This window comes from Leclercia sp. UBA1284 (genome assembly GCF_002308415.1).
GTDB lineage: Bacteria > Pseudomonadota > Gammaproteobacteria > Enterobacterales > Enterobacteriaceae > Enterobacter > Enterobacter pneumoniae.
In genome coordinates this window covers 372,752-388,404 of record NZ_DBUS01000006.1, presented here as the reverse complement: position 1 = coordinate 388,404, position 15,653 = coordinate 372,752, and the positions used below count along the sequence as shown (strand labels likewise).

The window sequence follows — 15,653 nt, the reverse complement described above, 5'->3', positions numbered from 1 at the left end:
GAAGCGTGCGACAACTGGCAACATTACTGTTATCTCTGGCGGTGCTTGTCACCGCTGGCTGTGGCTGGCACCTGCGTAATACCACCGCGGTGCCGGATCAGATGAAAACCATGATCTTCGATTCCGGGGATCCGAATGGCCCGCTTAGCCGTGCCATCCGTAACCAATTGCGCCTTAACGGCGTTGAACTGATCGAAAAAGGTTCTCTGCGTCAGGATGTGCCATCGTTCCGTGTCTTGCGCTCATCCCTGAGCCAGGATACCGCTTCCATCTTCCAGGATGGTCGTACCGCGGAATACCAGATGGTCATGCAGGTGAGCGCAGCAGTACTGATTCCGGGCCATGATATCTATCCGATCAGTACTAAAGTGTACCGTTCGTTCTTCGATAACCCGCAGGCAGCTCTGGCAAAAGATGCTGAACGCACCATTATCGTCAACGAAATGTACGACAAAGCGGCTGAACAGTTGATCCGTAAGCTGCCGAGTATCCAGGCTGCGGATAAAAAAGAGACGGCAGAAGCGACGCCCGTTACGACCACGCCTCGCGTCTCCACGACGCTGGGTAACTGATGATCAGGTTGTACCCTGAACAACTCCGCGCGCAGCTCAAAGAGGGGCTGCGCGCGGCGTATCTGTTACTCGGAAACGATCCGCTGCTGTTACAAGAGAGCCATGACGCGGTGCGTCAGATAGCCGCGACCCAGGGGTTCGACGAACACCATAGCTTTACGCTGGATAACAGCACCGACTGGCAGGAGATTTTTTCGCTTTGCCAGGCGATGAGCCTGTTCGCCACGCGACAGACGTTGTCGATCCAGCTACCCGAAAACGGCCCTAACGCCGCCATCAACGAGCAACTCGCTACGTTGGTAAGCCTGCTGCACAGCGATCTGCTGCTGATAGTGCGAGGCAATAAGCTCACTAAAGCACAAGAAAATGCCGCCTGGATCGCCGCGTTAGCAAACCAGTCCGTGCTGGTCACCTGCCAGACACCGGAACAGGCGCAGCTACCCAAATGGGTGGCCGCCCGCGCCCGGCAGAACAACCTTCAGCTCGACGATGCCGCCAACCAGCTGCTCTGTTACTGTTACGAAGGGAATTTGCTGGCCCTCGCCCAGGCGCTGGAGCGTCTTTCTCTGCTCTGGCCGGATGGCAAACTGACCCTGCCCCGCGTGGAGCAGGCGGTGAACGATGCCGCTCACTTTACCCCGTTTCACTGGGTAGATGCCCTGCTGGCCGCCAAAAGCAAACGTGCCCTGCACATTTTGCAGCAGCTGCGTCTTGAGGGCAGCGAGCCGGTGATCCTACTCAGAACCCTGCAGCGCGAACTCTTGCTGCTGGTTAATCTGAAACGTCAGTCAGCTCACACGCCGCTGCGCGCGCTGTTCGATAAGCACCGCGTCTGGCAAAACCGCCGGGGGATGACCACCGAGGCGCTGAACCGCCTCAGCCCGGAGCAATTGCGCCAGGCCGTGCAACTGTTGACCCGCGCTGAACTCACGCTGAAACAGGATTACGGCCAGTCGATATGGTCAGAGCTGGAGAGCTTGTCGTTATTGCTGTGCCATAAAGCACTGGCTGATGTTTTTATCGAAGGCTGATATGAAAACGCTACAGGCGCTGTATGGCGGCACTTTTGACCCAGTTCACTATGGGCACCTGAAGCCGGTAGAGGTACTGGCAAACCTGATTGGGCTGCAGCGGGTTATCATCATGCCTAACAATGTGCCCCCTCATCGCCCTCAGCCGGAGGCGACCAGCGAACAGCGTAAAACTATGCTTGAGCTGGCGATTGCTGATAAACCCCTTTTTCGCCTCGATGAGCGCGAGCTCCGTCGGGATACTCCCTCCTGGACTGCGCAAACCTTGCAGGCATGGCGAGAAGAGCAAGGCCCGGACGCACCGCTGGCCTTTATTATTGGGCAGGATTCGTTACTCAGCTTTCCCTCCTGGTATCAGTACGACACCATCCTCAATAACAGCCATCTTATTGTCTGCCGTCGCCCGGGCTATCCTTTAACGATGAAAGAAGAGGTGCACCAGCAGTGGCTGGAAGCGCACCTGACGCCCCACGTCGACGACCTGCATACCTTGCCTGCCGGTAAAATCTATCTGGCTGAAACGCCGTGGTTTGATATCTCTGCCACCCAGATTCGTCAGCGCCTACAGAACGGTCAATCCTGCGCAGAAATGTTACCCGAAGCGGTACTTCGTTACATTCAGCAGCAGGGTCTGTACCAGAAAACCGACAACGACGCGCTGAAAGGCTGAAAAAGCCGTCCATTCACGCTCTCGCCATTGACAGCCCCATCCAGGCTGATATCCTCCGCAGCCAGGCGATGCCAGGCATGCTTTTACAAAAACTGTTTTACAAAAATGGCGATGCAATCTCTGACAGGGGGTGGGATGATACCCGCCTCCAAACGCCCGTCCGGTGACAATTGTCCCGACGCCGCCGTCAGTTCAGGTATACTGTCTGGCTACGAATTTAATGTTGCTCAATCTCACTCACCCCAGGGGGAACACTTGCAGGGTAAAGCACTCCAGGATTTTGTTATCGACAAAATTGATGACCTGAAAGGTCAGGACATCATTGCCATTGACGTTCAGGGCAAATCAAGCATCACCGACTGCATGATCATCTGCACCGGTACCTCCACGCGCCATGTCGCGTCTATTGCTGACCATGTGGTTCAGGCGTCTCGCGCGGCAGGTATGTTACCGCTGGGCGTGGAAGGCGAAGCGACCGCTGACTGGGTCGTTGTTGACTTAGGCGATGTTATTGTACACGTCATGCAGGAAGAGAGTCGTCGCCTGTATGAGCTGGAAAAGCTCTGGGGTTAATGGTGAAGCTGCAGCTGGTCGCCGTTGGCACCAAAATGCCCGACTGGGTACAAACCGGTTTCACTGAATATCTGCGCCGTTTTCCTAAGGATATGCCGTTTGAACTGGTCGAAATTCCGGCGGGTAAGCGTGGCAAAAACGCGGATATCAAACGCATTCTGGATAAAGAGGGTGAGATGATGCTGGCTGCAGCAGGTAAAAACCGCATCGTCACTCTCGATATTCCGGGGAAACCCTGGGATACGCCCCAACTGGCGCACGAGCTCGAACGCTGGAAGCAGGATGGTCGCGACGTCAGCCTGCTGATTGGCGGCCCGGAGGGGTTATCCCCTGCCTGCAAAGCGGCAGCAGAACAGAGTTGGTCTCTCTCCGCGCTGACACTTCCCCACCCTCTGGTGCGGGTGCTGGTTGCCGAGAGCCTCTACCGCGCGTGGAGTATCACAACCAACCATCCTTATCACCGTGAGTAATGATTACGTTCTGGATAAATTAAGCAGCGGATGAAACTACAGAATTCTTTTCGCGACTATTCGGCTGAGTCCGCGCTGTTTGTGCGTCGGGCGCTGGTCGCCTTTTTGGGGATTTTGCTGCTTACTGGCGTGCTAATTGCCAACCTCTATAATCTGCAGGTCGTCCGTTTTACCGACTACCAGACGCGTTCTAACGAAAACCGTATCAAACTGGTTCCCATCGCGCCGAGTCGCGGCATTATCTACGATCGTAACGGCACGCCGCTGGCGCTGAACCGCACGATCTACCAAATCGAAATGATGCCTGAGAAGGTCGATAATGTTCAGCAGACGCTGGAAGCCCTGCGCAGCGTGGTGGACCTGAATGACGAAGATATCGCGACCTTTAAAAAAGAGCGCTCACGCTCACACCGCTTTACCTCCATTCCGGTGAAAACGAACCTTACCGAAGTCCAGGTCGCCCGCTTTGCTGTAAACCAGTACCGTTTCCCGGGCGTTGAGGTGAAAGGCTATAAACGCCGCTTCTACCCTTATGGCTCGGCCCTGACCCACGTTATCGGCTACGTCTCTAAAATTAACGATAAAGACGTCGAACGCCTGGATAAAGATGGCAAACTCGCTAACTACGCGGCGACCCATGATATCGGCAAGCTGGGGATTGAGCGTTACTATGAAGACGTGCTGCATGGCCAGACGGGCTATGAAGAGGTTGAAGTTAACAACCGTGGCCGCGTCATTCGCCAGTTAAAAGAGGTGCCGCCGCAGGCAGGCCATGATATCTACCTGACCCTCGATCTGAAGCTGCAGCAATATATCGAAACCCTGCTGGCTGGCAGCCGTGCGGCGGTGATTGTTACCGACCCGCGTACCGGCAGCATTCTGTCGCTGGTCTCAACGCCAAGCTATGATCCGAACCTCTTTGTGGATGGGATCTCCAGCAAGGATTACTCCGGCCTGCTGAACGACCCGAACACCCCGCTAATTAACCGCGCCACCCAGGGCGTCTACCCGCCGGCGTCCACCGTGAAGCCGTATGTGGCCGTTTCTGCCCTCAGTTCTGGGGTGATCACCCGTAACACCAGCCTCTTTGACCCCGGCTGGTGGCAGCTGCCAGGTTCTGAAAAGCGGTACCGTGACTGGAAAAAATGGGGTCACGGTCATCTGAATGTCACCAAATCACTTGAAGAGTCTGCCGATACCTTCTTCTATCAGGTCGCTTACGACATGGGTATCGATAGGCTGTCGGAGTGGATGGGGAAATTTGGCTATGGCCACTACACCGGTATCGATCTTTCGGAAGAACGCTCCGGTAACATGCCAACCCGCGAATGGAAGCTAAAACGCTTCAAAAAACCCTGGTATCAGGGCGATACCATACCGGTGGGTATCGGTCAGGGTTACTGGACCGCTACGCCGATCCAGATGAACAAAGCGCTGATGACGCTGATTAACGACGGGGTGGTAAAAGTGCCGCACCTGCTGATGAGCACCGTTGAAAATGGCAAGAAAGTCCCCTGGATTCAGCCGCACGAGCCGCCGGTGGGCGATATTCATTCCGGTTATTGGGAAATTGCCAAAGACGGGATGTTTGGCGTTGCGAACCGTGCGAACGGTACGGCGCATAAATACTTTGCGGGCGCACCTTATAAAATTGCGGCGAAATCCGGTACTGCGCAGGTCTTCGGCCTTAAGGCTAACGAAACCTATAACGCGCATAAAATTGCCGAACGTCTGCGTGACCACAAACTGATGATCGGCTTCGCCCCTTATGACAACCCGCAGGTTGCCGTCTCGATTATTCTGGAAAACGGCGGCGCCGGCCCGGCGGTTGGTACCATCATGCGCCAGATCCTCGATCACATCATGCTGGGTGATAACAACACCGAATTGCCAAATGAAAACCCGGCTACCGCCGCCGCGGAGGACCAATAATCGTGACGGATAATCCGAATAAAAAATCGCTGTGGGACAAAATCCATATCGATCCGGCCATGCTGCTGATTTTGCTGGCGCTGCTGGTTTATAGCGCGCTGGTTATCTGGAGCGCCAGCGGCCAGGACCTGGGTATGACGGAGCGCAAGATCGGCCAGATCACTATGGGCCTAGTGGTGATGGTGGTGATGGCGCAGATCCCGCCTCGTGTCTATGAAGGCTGGGCCCCCTATCTCTATATTTTTTGTATCATTCTGCTGGTCGCTGTCGATGCGTTTGGCGCCATTTCCAAGGGTGCACAGCGTTGGCTTGATCTGGGGATAGTGCGTTTTCAGCCCTCAGAGATTGCAAAAATTGCGGTGCCGCTGATGGTGGCGCGCTTTATCAACCGCGACGTCTGCCCCCCCTCACTGAAGAACACGGCTATCGCACTGGTGCTGATCTTCCTGCCTACCCTGCTGGTGGCGGCACAGCCTGACCTGGGAACCTCGATTCTTATCGCCCTTTCCGGTCTGTTTGTACTGTTCCTTTCCGGCCTGAGCTGGCGTCTGATTGGCATCGCGGTGGTGCTGGTGGCAGCCTTTATTCCCATCCTGTGGTTCTTCCTGATGCACGACTATCAACGTCAACGCGTCATGATGCTGCTGGATCCAGAGAGCGATCCACTGGGGGCGGGCTATCATATTATACAGTCGAAGATTGCTATTGGTTCCGGTGGCCTGCGAGGAAAGGGTTGGCTCCATGGTACCCAGTCGCAGCTGGAGTTCTTACCTGAACGTCATACCGACTTTATCTTTGCGGTACTGGCAGAAGAGCTGGGGCTGGTTGGCATCTTAATCCTGCTGGCGCTTTATCTACTGCTTATCATGCGTGGGCTATGGATTGCGGCGCGGGCGCAAACCACCTTTGGTCGTGTAATGGCCGGTGGCTTGATGTTGATTTTATTCGTTTATGTTTTCGTAAATATTGGTATGGTGAGCGGTATTCTGCCGGTGGTTGGCGTACCGCTGCCGCTGGTAAGTTACGGAGGGTCGGCACTGATCGTGCTGATGGCCGGGTTTGGTATCGTCATGTCGATCCATACCCACAGAAAAATGTTGTCGAAGAGCGTATAAGGGGAGCGCAATGCGCAAGCAGTGGCCTGGGATCTGCATCGCAGTAAGTTTACTGGCAGCCTGTACAAGTGACGATGGTCAGCAGCAAGCGACCGTCGCACCCGCGCAGCCAGCGGTCTGTAATGGTCCGATTGTTGAGATTAGTGGTGCCGATCCACGTTTTGAACCGCTGAGCGCTACCGCCAATCAGGATTACGAGCGTGACGGCAAAAGCTATAAAATTGTGCAGGATGTCTCGCGCTTCAGTCAGGCTGGCCTGGCTGCGATTTATGATGCCGAGCCCGGCAGTAACCTGACGGCTTCTGGCGAAGCGTTCGACCCTATGCAGCTTACTGCCGCCCATCCAACGCTGCCGATCCCGAGCTATGCCCGTATCACTAACCTGGCCAATGGCCGGATGATTGTGGTGCGCATTAACGATCGCGGCCCGTACGGTAATGATCGCGTTATTTCGCTCTCTCGCGCGGCGGCAGACCGACTGAACACCTCAAACAATACCAAAGTGCGTATCGATCCTATCATCGTGGCGCAGGATGGTTCGCTTTCAGGTCCGGGTATGGCCTGCACTACGGTCGCTAAACAGACCTACGCTCTGCCTGCTCGCCCCGATTTAAGCGGCGGAATGGGTAGCGTCTCCTCCCCGGCTGAGCCTGCGGTTCCCCAGGGTGATGTACGTGCTATCAGCAACGATACGCTGAAAAGTGAAGACAGCATGGGCGCGCCAGTCAGCAGCAGTGGCTTCCTCGGTGCGCCAACCACGCTGGCTTCTGGCGTGCTGGAAGGTAGCGAGCCGCCAGCACCGCAGCCGGTTGCAGCGCCGCAAACGGCTGCACCCGTTACGGCACCGCAAAACACAGCACCGGTCACGGCGCCAGGCGCTACCCAGGGTGCCGTAGCCGCCTCCCCTGCTGCTGCGGGTAACTTTGTCGTACAGGTTGGTGCAGTCAGCGATCAGGCTCGCGCCCAGCAGTATCAGCAGGGGCTCAGCCAGAAGTTTGGTGTACCGGGTCGTCTGGAACAAAATGGCGCCGTCTGGCGTATTCAGTTAGGCCCGTTTGCCAGCAAGAGTGAAGCCGCAGCGCTGCAACAACGTTTACAAAATGAAGCGCAACTACAGTCCTTTATCGCTGTTGCAAAATGATTAATCGGCGGTGTCCGAATTGTCAGTTTTTGTCAGAGTGGTTAACACTCTCACGCTGAAAGTCGGATGCCTGCCTGTATAGCTTTTGCTATAGTAAGGCACTTTTTTTAATTTCATCACGGACGTCGTTGTTCTGACCATGAAGACCACTTTCTCCGCTCGTTTTGTGCAGCGCATGGCGCTCACCACGGCACTTTGCGCAGCCACACTGTCTGCCGCTCACGCCGATGACCTTAACATTAAGACCATGATCCCTGGCGTTCCGCAGATTGACGCGGAATCTTATATCCTGATCGACTACAACTCCGGCAAAGTGCTGGCGGAACAGAACGCTGACGCGCGCCGTGATCCGGCCAGCCTGACCAAAATGATGACCAGCTATGTCATCGGTCAGGCGATGAAAGCAGGTAAATTTAAAGAGACGGATCTGGTCACCATCGGTAACGATGCCTGGGCGACGGGCAACCCGGTCTTTAAAGGCTCGTCTCTGATGTTCCTGAAACCAGGCATGCAGGTTCCGGTATCCCAGCTGATTCGTGGCATTAACCTGCAATCCGGTAATGACGCCTGCGTGGCGATGGCCGATTTTGCTGCCGGTAGCCAGGATGCCTTCGTCGGTCTGATGAACAGCTATGTGAACGCGCTGGGCCTGAAGAACAGCCATTTCCAGACGGTACACGGCCTGGATGCTGAGGGGCAGTACAGCTCCGCACGGGATATGGCGCTGATTGGTCAGGCGCTGATTCGTGATGTGCCGAACGAATACTCTATCTACAAAGAGAAAGAGTTCACCTTTAACGGCATCCGCCAGATGAACCGTAACGGCCTGCTGTGGGATAACAGCCTGAAGGTAGACGGCATCAAAACCGGCCATACCGATAAAGCTGGCTATAACCTGGTTGCTTCCGCCACCGAAGGTCAGATGCGCTTGATCTCTGCCGTAATGGGCGGTCGTACTTATAAAGGTCGCGAAACTGAGAGCAAAAAACTGCTGACCTGGGGCTTCCGTTTCTTCGAAACCGTGAACCCGCTGAAAGCCGGTAAAGAGTTTGCTTCCGAGCCCGTCTGGTTTGGCAGCAACGATCGCGCCTCTTTAGGTGTGGATAAAGATCTCTATCTCACCATTCCCCGTGGCCGTATGAAAGACTTGAAAGCCAGCTATGTGCTGACTTCCAGCGAGCTGCATGCACCGTTGCAGAAAAATCAGGTTGTCGGCACCATCAATTTCCAGCTTGATGGCAAAACCATCGATCAGCGTCCGCTGGTGGTGCTGGAAGAAATTCCGGAAGGCAATTTCTTTGGCAAAATCATTGATTACATTAAATTGATGTTCCACCACTGGTTTGGTTGAAATCTGAACACTTGAAAGTGTGATTTCCGTCCCCATATACTATGTAACCTGATAACTCCCACCCGCGTGGGAGTTATTCTTTTTTTGATGCAATACCGGAGCTGACATGAAAACCAAACTTAACGAACTGCTTGAATTCCCTACCCCTTTTACTTACAAAGTAATGGGTCTGGCGAAACCTGAGTTGGTTGATCAGGTGGTGGAAGTGGTACAGCGCCATGCGCCGGGTGACTATTCTCCGTCGGTCAAACCGAGCAGCAAAGGTAACTACCACTCGGTTTCAATCACCATCACCGCGACGCACATTGAGCAAGTGGAAACCCTGTACGAAGAGCTCGGTAACATCGAAATCGTACGTATGGTGCTCTAATCCTCTCGGTTACCCGGTTTGCCGGGTAACCCGTTTTCCCCCTGTGATATACTCCCCGCTACACTTTTCCTCTCGTTTTCGGAGATGTTGTTTTGCATCAGGATAAAATTCTTGTCCGCCATCTGGGGCTACAGCCCTATGAACCAGTCTCCCTTGCTATGCACGAATTCACTGATACCCGCGATGAAAACACCCTGGATGAAATCTGGTTGGTTGAACATCCGCCCGTCTTCACCCAGGGCCAGGCAGGTAAAGCCGAGCATCTGCTGATGCCGGGTGACATTCCAGTGATCCAGAGCGACCGCGGCGGTCAGATCACCTACCACGGCCCGGGCCAGCAGGTAATGTATGTGTTACTTAACCTGAAGCGCAGAAAGCTCGGCGTGCGGGAGCTGGTCACACTGCTTGAGGAGACGGTGGTCAATACGCTGGCGGAATTCGATATTGAAGCCCATCCACGTGCCGATGCACCGGGCGTCTACGTGGGCGAGATGAAAATTTGCTCACTGGGTTTACGCATCCGCAAAGGCTGTTCATTTCACGGGCTGGCCCTGAATATCGATATGGATCTTTCGCCTTTCCATCGAATCAATCCATGCGGTTACGCAGGGATGGAAATGACCCAAATGCGTCAGTTCAGCGATAATATAGCGATTGATAATGTTCGCCCTCGTTTAGTTAATGCTTTTTTAGCACTGCTAAACTATCCACCCCATGAATATATGGATGCTTAAAATTATTCCTTTTTGGCCCACTTATTTGGCGGGCCATCCTTATTTCCCCGCATTTTGACTTTACAATAAACACGAGTTTCTATATTTTCAAAAAGCCTGCAAAGCCCCTGCCAATAAGCGCTAAATAATAGCCTGTGCCGGCACGGCCATCCGAGTGGCAAGTCACTACCTGCGCAGCAGTCAAGCAACCGTTTGATTCCTAACAGCAAGTAACTACGGCAAAACTGTTCAATCAGAACAATAAGCATAATATTTAATTTCAACTATTATTTATATTGCGAACAAGAATGGAGCGAAAGCGTGGATTATAATAATCGTCCAGAAAAACGCCTTAGTGAGCCGAGCGGAGATGCGAAACCGCAAATTTTTCGGACTTTACGCAATATTGACCTCAACTTATTGACAATATTCGAAGCAGTATATGTCCACAAAGGAATCGTTAATGCTGCGAAAATTCTTAATCTCACGCCGTCAGCTATAAGCCAGTCTATCCAGAAGTTACGCGCCATATTTCCCGATCCGCTTTTCATTCGTAAAGGCCAGGGGGTAACGCCTACCGCATATGCTACGCATCTGCACGAATATATTAGTCAGGGGCTTGAGTCGATCCTAGGGGCACTGGACCTGACTGGCAGCTATGACAAACAGCGTACTATTACCATCGGTACCACGCCTTCCATCGGCGCACTGTTGATGCCACAGATCTACCACGCCGTTAAAACTCACGCACCGCAACTGCTGCTGCGCAACATTCCGATTACCGATGCGGAAGCCCAGCTTGCCCAATTTCAGACCGACCTGATTATTGATGCTAATACGCTCAATGCACGCGCGCTCAGCCATACCGTGCTGTTTACCGACCCCTTGTTATTGGTGTGTCGTAAGCATCACCCGGCGCTGAGCCAGCCGGCCACGATTGAAAATCTGCGCCATTACGAGCAAACGCTGCTAATTACCGAAGGGCAAAGTATGAACGGCCTGCGTCAGCGGGTGAATGAGATCTTCCCGGAGCGTCCGGTGAGCTTTAGTAGTTACAATATGTTTACGATTGCCGCCCTGATCGGTAGCAGCGATTTGATTGGTATCATGCCGACGCGCATGTTCAGTCTGCTTCGCAACTGCTGGCCGCTGGAGCAGATCCCTCTGGCACAACTCAACGCAGAAACGGCTGAGATATCGCTGTATTACAACAAGCTGAGCCTGCGCGATCCGGTACTGGAAAACGTCATCAACGTGATCCGTCAGACGTTTTGAGTCATCACACTACCCATGACGCCTGTCGCGGGTAGGTCAAATCGCACAATCCAACAACTATTTTACAAATTGGCGACCGCTCAGGCTGCTTTATCGTCCGTATCAATGATATACTGCCTGTCGTTCGTTCAAATATAGTTGATAATTGCAACATTCCCTTGAATAGAAACGCTTTCCCTCGAATTTCGCAACTGGAACACGCACGCTATGAGTAAACCCATTGTGATGGAACGCGGTGTTAAATACCGCGATGCCGATAAAATGGCCCTTATCCCGGTTAAAAACGTGGCTACGGAGCGCGAAGCGCTGTTAAGAAAACCGGAATGGATGAAAATCAAACTTCCGGCCGACTCGTCGCGTATCCAGGGAATCAAAGCGGCGATGCGTAAAAACGGCCTTCACTCCGTTTGTGAAGAGGCCTCTTGTCCTAACCTGGCCGAGTGTTTCAACCACGGTACAGCGACCTTCATGATCCTGGGTGCCATCTGTACCCGTCGTTGCCCGTTCTGTGACGTTGCCCACGGCCGCCCTGTCGCGCCGGATGCGAATGAGCCGCAGAAACTGGGGCAGACAATTGCCGACATGGCGCTGCGCTATGTGGTTATCACCTCCGTTGACCGCGACGATCTGCGTGACGGCGGTGCACAGCACTTTGCCGACTGCATTACCGCGATTCGCGAGAAAAGTCCGAACATCAAAATTGAAACGCTGGTGCCTGACTTCCGTGGCCGTATGGACCGCGCTCTGGAGATCCTGAACGCGACGCCGCCAGACGTGTTTAACCACAACCTTGAAAACGTGCCACGCCTGTATCGTCAGGTACGTCCTGGTGCAGACTACAACTGGTCTCTGAAGCTGCTGGAGCGCTTTAAAGAGGCGCATCCAGATATCCCAACGAAATCGGGTCTGATGGTGGGTCTGGGCGAAACTAACGAAGAGATTATTGAAGTGATGCGCGACCTGCGTCGTCACGGCGTGACCATGCTGACGCTGGGCCAGTATCTCCAGCCAAGCCGTCACCACCTGCCGGTTCAGCGCTACGTCAGCCCGGAAGAGTTTGATGAAATGAAAGCTGAAGCCATGGCAATGGGCTTTACCCATGCAGCCTGTGGTCCGTTTGTCCGCTCTTCTTACCACGCCGATATGCAGGCGAAAGGGGAAGAGGTGAAATAAGCGGATCACACCCGCTTACATTTCCCCCATAAAAAAACCGGCCTGAGCCGGTTTTTTTGTTTACCGCGAGCCTATTACTCTTTGTGAGAGAGCTTCTCAGCGGTGATGTCTGCATCGGCGGTTTTCTTTGCCGTTACATCATCGTCGTTCATCGCTTTTTTGAAGCCTTTAATGGCTGCACCCAGATCTCCGCCCAGCGTGCGTAACTTTTTAGTACCAAACAGCAGGACCACCAGTGCGGCAACCACCAGCAGTTTGGTAATACTAATCTCACCCATAGATACCTTCTTGACTTGAAACAGGCTGCGTAATGCGCCCTTAAAACCCGAGTTTATTAACGGTCATTTGGCGCGCTGACACAATAGCAATCTGTAACAAGGTGAATCAAGCCTTGTTGAAAAAAACGTCATAATAATTGCGGTGGCGCAAAACGGCGGTTACGTAACACCGGTAATTGTTGCCGGGCATAGGCGATACGTTGTGGGTTGATTTCAGCGATTAACAGCGCAGGTGCCTCCGCCGCAGCGGCAACGGTCACGCCCAGCGGATCGATGACACGGCTTTGCCCGATATTTTTGTTCCCACACTCGCCTGCCGCCACGACATAACAGGTCGTATCCAGCGCACGGGCCGCCAGCAACGTCGACCAGTGATGCTCCTTCAGGGGGCCCCGGACCCAGGCCGCAGGGAGTACCAGTACCTGTGCGCCCGCCAGCGCCAGATTGATCGCCATCTCCGGGAAACGAAGATCGTAACAGGTCATCAACCCAAGCTGGATCCCCTCGATCTCGATAAGCGGCGGCACGATCGTGCCAGCATCCACCAGCTTCGACTCCTGAATACTGAACGCATCGTAGAGATGCAGTTTGGCGTACTGCTCAACGCTTTTGCCGCTCCGCAATGCAACCAGCGTATTCACCGCCCTGCCCGCAGTGGAAGGCACATGCAGCGTCAAGACGGTTGTCATAGTATTGCGTGCGCTCTCAGCCAGTAGCAATGTGAGAAAACCGCCGTCGAGCGGCTGAGCCGATTTCACTGAGAGATCCGGGTCGTTATCGTTACGCGCTAGCAGCGCTTCGGGTAACACCAGCAGCGAGGCCCCCTGCTCCGCGGCCTGCCCCATCAGCGATACACAGATTTCTGCATTTTTTTGCCATTCCGGCGTTACCGCAAACTGCCCTACCGCGACATACATATTTTCCCCCTGCCATAAACGGCGTTACACTCATAACCTCTACACATCAAATAGCAGGTATTGTTCGTGTTTCAACTACTTTTAGCCGTATTTATTGGCGGCGGAACGGGCAGCGTTGCGCGTTGGTTGTTAAGCATGCGCTTCAACCCACTGCATCAGATCATTCCCCTGGGCACGCTGGCCGCCAACCTGATCGGTGCGTTTATTATTGGTATGGGTTTGGCCTGGTTCAACCGCATGACGCACATTGACCCTGTCTGGAAGCTTCTGATCACCACCGGCTTTTGTGGTGGCCTGACAACCTTTTCAACATTTTCGGCGGAAGTCGTCTTTTTGCTGCAGGAAGGCCGTGTTTCGTGGGCGTTATTGAATATCGCGTTAAACCTGCTGGGGTCGCTGATGATGACCGCGATCGCATTCTGGCTTTTTTCTGGCGCAAACGCGCAATAGAAACCGCGCGTTAATGTTGTCTTAATTTTTCTCTGGCACCCTGAGCCCAACTAGTGAGAAGGGGTGCCGGGATGAAAGAGAACATGATGTGCGCGGGGATGGTAATGCTGAGTTTGCTTATCGTCGCCAGCTTTCTGAATTTATATCTGTTTAGCTAAGCTGAAACGAAAAAAACCCGCTCAGTGAGCGGGTTTTGAAATTCTTGCTGTCTCGTCTGGATTACAGAGCGATTACGTTAGCAGCAGAAGGGCCTTTGGCACCGTTAGTGATTTCAAACTCAACGCGCTGACCTTCAGCCAGAGTTTTGAAACCATTGCTCTGGATTGCAGAGAAGTGTACGAACACGTCTTTGCTGCCATCTTCCGGAGTAATGAAACCGAATCCTTTGGACTCATTAAACCACTTAACGTTACCTTTAATCTTAGACATCAAAATTACCTTTACATGAAAAAAAGACACTAATGCTGTGTCGGGTATCAGTACATCAATTGTGAGACGTTTTGTCCAGCGGAGATTTTATAAAAAGTGACAAAAGTCGCGTTAATCTTTGCCACTTCCTTTTTATCCTTTGCGATTCAATGACTGACTGTTTTTTCACCAAAATGTAAAGTTATCTCAGTTAAAACTGGAAGCGCATCCAGGCAAAATAGACGTTACCGTTATTATAAGTTCCGGGTATATAGGTCATCTGGAAGGTTGCCGGACCGTAACCCACGGAAGCCAGGGGTAGCAATACAGGTACGGGGATGTACTTCCAGTTATCACGTGCGGTGACGCCAGCGGTATAGCCCAATCCGACGTGGAAATTGTCATCTGCCAGCGGTCGCCAGGTCTTTTCCCAGCCATATCCCCCGATCGGCTCCCATTTGTTGTAAGAGTCTTTAAACGCCATCAGGTAAATACCGTTCCAGTTACCTTTTTCATCCCAGCGTGACTGACCAAAGCCTGCACCCCATGGGCGCTCGTTATAGCGGTCGGTCTTATCTTTATCATAGGCAAAACGGGCATGCCAGGTGATGGCCGGTACGTAGAGGTCATAATGTTCGGGTTCATTCCATGTTTGCGCAACGTTATCCTTAAACGTTGAAAACCACCCTTTGTCGCTTCCATTTTCAGCGGATAACGCGGCGGAAGAGAGTGTAAGCTGACCAAAAATAAACAAAAAAACCAGGGCAAATTTATTAATTACTGTCACGATTCTATTACCATGCTATGTATTCAACGCTTATCTTCGCATAGCTTAATTGAATGAACCCTTAACAACATTAGCGCTACTCTTAATTATTAATCACTGCTAATAAGATTTCTCCTGGATAACCCTGTCCATTACGCTAATAATCCTCTACATACAGCTAAAAACGGCTTAAAAGGTGGCAAGGCACGCTGTACGCCACTCCCACGCTGAGTCTGCTAATGACAGGCTAAAAAAATAATATGTTATCTGCATAATTATTAACTCAGCGATAATAATTATTTACCCCACTTACCAGCCGGTAAAAATATATTTCTACAATGAATAAAAGCGAGTGGAAAATAACACCTCCAACCGAACCTCGCGAATAAATATAACACCTTGCTCCGCAAAGAAATTTTTAGCTTACGATGTTTGCGCAGCACCTTGA

At 52.8% G+C, this 15,653-nt stretch carries 18 protein-coding genes; 14 read left to right on the top strand and 4 right to left on the bottom strand.

The features are described 5' to 3' along the window. Positions 1 to 5: 5 nt before the first annotated feature. From lptE to lipA, 13 genes are all read left to right on the top strand, one after another. Positions 6 to 572 (top strand): LPS assembly lipoprotein LptE, encoded by a 567-nt coding sequence (gene lptE, locus B3511_RS05045; protein ID WP_046884293.1) that lies wholly within the window; start codon positions 6 to 8, stop codon positions 570 to 572. Next, positions 572 to 1,603 (top strand): DNA polymerase III subunit delta, encoded by a 1,032-nt coding sequence (holA, locus tag B3511_RS05040; RefSeq protein ID WP_046884294.1) that lies wholly within the window; start codon positions 572 to 574, stop codon positions 1,601 to 1,603. The genes lptE and holA overlap by 1 nt, the downstream gene beginning before the upstream one ends. Before the next feature lies 1 nt (position 1,604). After that, positions 1,605 to 2,273: a nicotinate-nucleotide adenylyltransferase gene (nadD, locus tag B3511_RS05035; protein ID WP_046884295.1), complete on the top strand. Its 669-nt coding sequence runs from the start codon at positions 1,605 to 1,607 to the stop codon at positions 2,271 to 2,273. Positions 2,274 to 2,528: 255 nt separating this feature from the next. Then, positions 2,529 to 2,846, top strand: coding sequence for a ribosome silencing factor (gene rsfS, locus B3511_RS05030; RefSeq protein ID WP_040076579.1), 318 nt, complete (start codon positions 2,529 to 2,531; stop codon positions 2,844 to 2,846). Positions 2,847 to 2,848: 2 nt separating this feature from the next. Continuing rightward, the gene (gene rlmH / locus B3511_RS05025; protein WP_040076580.1) at positions 2,849 to 3,316 is read left to right on the top strand and encodes a 23S rRNA (pseudouridine(1915)-N(3))-methyltransferase RlmH; all 468 of its coding nucleotides are present in this window, start codon (positions 2,849 to 2,851) and stop codon (positions 3,314 to 3,316) included. A gap of 30 nt (positions 3,317 to 3,346) precedes the next feature. Next, on the top strand, positions 3,347 to 5,248 hold the full coding sequence (gene mrdA, locus B3511_RS05020; protein WP_046884296.1) for a peptidoglycan DD-transpeptidase MrdA: 1,902 nt from the start codon (positions 3,347 to 3,349) through the stop codon (positions 5,246 to 5,248). Positions 5,249 to 5,250: 2 nt separating this feature from the next. Further along, on the top strand, positions 5,251 to 6,363 hold the full coding sequence (gene mrdB, locus B3511_RS05015; RefSeq protein ID WP_032617027.1) for a peptidoglycan glycosyltransferase MrdB: 1,113 nt from the start codon (positions 5,251 to 5,253) through the stop codon (positions 6,361 to 6,363). A 10-nt stretch (positions 6,364 to 6,373) separates the two neighbouring features. Continuing rightward, entirely contained in the window at positions 6,374 to 7,504 is a 1,131-nt protein-coding gene (rlpA, locus tag B3511_RS05010; protein WP_286777671.1) for an endolytic peptidoglycan transglycosylase RlpA, read from the top strand. Positions 7,505 to 7,643: 139 nt separating this feature from the next. After that, positions 7,644 to 8,855, top strand: a complete 1,212-nt coding sequence (gene dacA / locus B3511_RS05005; RefSeq protein WP_046884298.1) for a D-alanyl-D-alanine carboxypeptidase DacA — start codon at positions 7,644 to 7,646, stop codon at positions 8,853 to 8,855. A 106-nt stretch (positions 8,856 to 8,961) separates the two neighbouring features. Continuing rightward, positions 8,962 to 9,225, top strand: coding sequence for a DUF493 family protein YbeD (gene ybeD / locus B3511_RS05000; RefSeq protein WP_003858718.1), 264 nt, complete (start codon positions 8,962 to 8,964; stop codon positions 9,223 to 9,225). Positions 9,226 to 9,317: 92 nt separating this feature from the next. Continuing rightward, on the top strand, positions 9,318 to 9,959 hold the full coding sequence (lipB, locus tag B3511_RS04995) for a lipoyl(octanoyl) transferase LipB (protein WP_286777670.1): 642 nt from the start codon (positions 9,318 to 9,320) through the stop codon (positions 9,957 to 9,959). A 300-nt stretch (positions 9,960 to 10,259) separates the two neighbouring features. Then, the gene (locus B3511_RS04990; RefSeq protein ID WP_286777669.1) at positions 10,260 to 11,213 is read left to right on the top strand and encodes a YbeF family transcriptional regulator; all 954 of its coding nucleotides are present in this window, start codon (positions 10,260 to 10,262) and stop codon (positions 11,211 to 11,213) included. Positions 11,214 to 11,420: 207 nt separating this feature from the next. Then, positions 11,421 to 12,386: a lipoyl synthase gene (lipA, locus tag B3511_RS04985; RefSeq protein WP_046884300.1), complete on the top strand. Its 966-nt coding sequence runs from the start codon at positions 11,421 to 11,423 to the stop codon at positions 12,384 to 12,386. A gap of 74 nt (positions 12,387 to 12,460) precedes the next feature. Here the strand turns inward: lipA and tatE are convergent, their stop codons facing one another. Together tatE and B3511_RS04975 are read right to left on the bottom strand one after the other, a co-directional pair. After that, positions 12,461 to 12,664 carry a twin-arginine translocase subunit TatE gene (gene tatE / locus B3511_RS04980; RefSeq protein WP_040076588.1) on the bottom strand — a complete coding sequence of 68 codons (204 nt, stop codon included), beginning with the start codon at positions 12,662 to 12,664 and terminating at the stop codon, positions 12,461 to 12,463. Between the two features lie 128 nt (positions 12,665 to 12,792). After that, positions 12,793 to 13,581, bottom strand: a complete 789-nt coding sequence (locus B3511_RS04975) for a deaminated glutathione amidase (protein ID WP_286777668.1) — start codon at positions 13,579 to 13,581, stop codon at positions 12,793 to 12,795. A 66-nt stretch (positions 13,582 to 13,647) separates the two neighbouring features. On the opposite strand from B3511_RS04975, the gene crcB reads away from it, so the two are divergent. Next, on the top strand, positions 13,648 to 14,031 hold the full coding sequence (crcB, locus tag B3511_RS04970) for a fluoride efflux transporter CrcB (RefSeq protein WP_046884302.1): 384 nt from the start codon (positions 13,648 to 13,650) through the stop codon (positions 14,029 to 14,031). A gap of 219 nt (positions 14,032 to 14,250) precedes the next feature. Here the strand turns inward: crcB and cspE are convergent, their stop codons facing one another. Both cspE and pagP read right to left on the bottom strand, forming a co-directional pair. Beyond that, complete coding sequence (gene cspE, locus B3511_RS04965) at positions 14,251 to 14,460, bottom strand: transcription antiterminator/RNA stability regulator CspE (RefSeq protein ID WP_002439184.1); 210 nt, start codon at positions 14,458 to 14,460, stop codon at positions 14,251 to 14,253. A gap of 190 nt (positions 14,461 to 14,650) precedes the next feature. Continuing rightward, positions 14,651 to 15,226 (bottom strand): lipid IV(A) palmitoyltransferase PagP, encoded by a 576-nt coding sequence (pagP, locus tag B3511_RS04960; RefSeq protein ID WP_212476873.1) that lies wholly within the window; start codon positions 15,224 to 15,226, stop codon positions 14,651 to 14,653. Positions 15,227 to 15,653: the final 427 nt, after the last annotated feature.

What these genes read in the sequence shown, in the direction of transcription:
- holA (WP_046884294.1), top strand. Translation starts at nt 572, where the DNA reads ATGATCAGGTTGTACCCTGAACAACTCCGCGCGCAGCTCAAAGAGGGG.
- nadD (WP_046884295.1), top strand. Translation starts at nt 1,605, where the DNA reads ATGAAAACGCTACAGGCGCTGTATGGCGGCACTTTTGACCCAGTTCAC.
- mrdA (WP_046884296.1), top strand. Translation starts at nt 3,347, where the DNA reads ATGAAACTACAGAATTCTTTTCGCGACTATTCGGCTGAGTCCGCGCTG.
- rlpA (WP_286777671.1), top strand. Translation starts at nt 6,374, where the DNA reads ATGCGCAAGCAGTGGCCTGGGATCTGCATCGCAGTAAGTTTACTGGCA.
- dacA (WP_046884298.1), top strand. Translation starts at nt 7,644, where the DNA reads ATGAAGACCACTTTCTCCGCTCGTTTTGTGCAGCGCATGGCGCTCACC.
- ybeD (WP_003858718.1), top strand. Translation starts at nt 8,962, where the DNA reads ATGAAAACCAAACTTAACGAACTGCTTGAATTCCCTACCCCTTTTACT.
- lipA (WP_046884300.1), top strand. Translation starts at nt 11,421, where the DNA reads ATGAGTAAACCCATTGTGATGGAACGCGGTGTTAAATACCGCGATGCC.
- tatE (WP_040076588.1), bottom strand. Translation starts at nt 12,664, where the DNA reads ATGGGTGAGATTAGTATTACCAAACTGCTGGTGGTTGCCGCACTGGTG.
- B3511_RS04975 (WP_286777668.1), bottom strand. Translation starts at nt 13,581, where the DNA reads ATGTATGTCGCGGTAGGGCAGTTTGCGGTAACGCCGGAATGGCAAAAA.
- cspE (WP_002439184.1), bottom strand. Translation starts at nt 14,460, where the DNA reads ATGTCTAAGATTAAAGGTAACGTTAAGTGGTTTAATGAGTCCAAAGGA.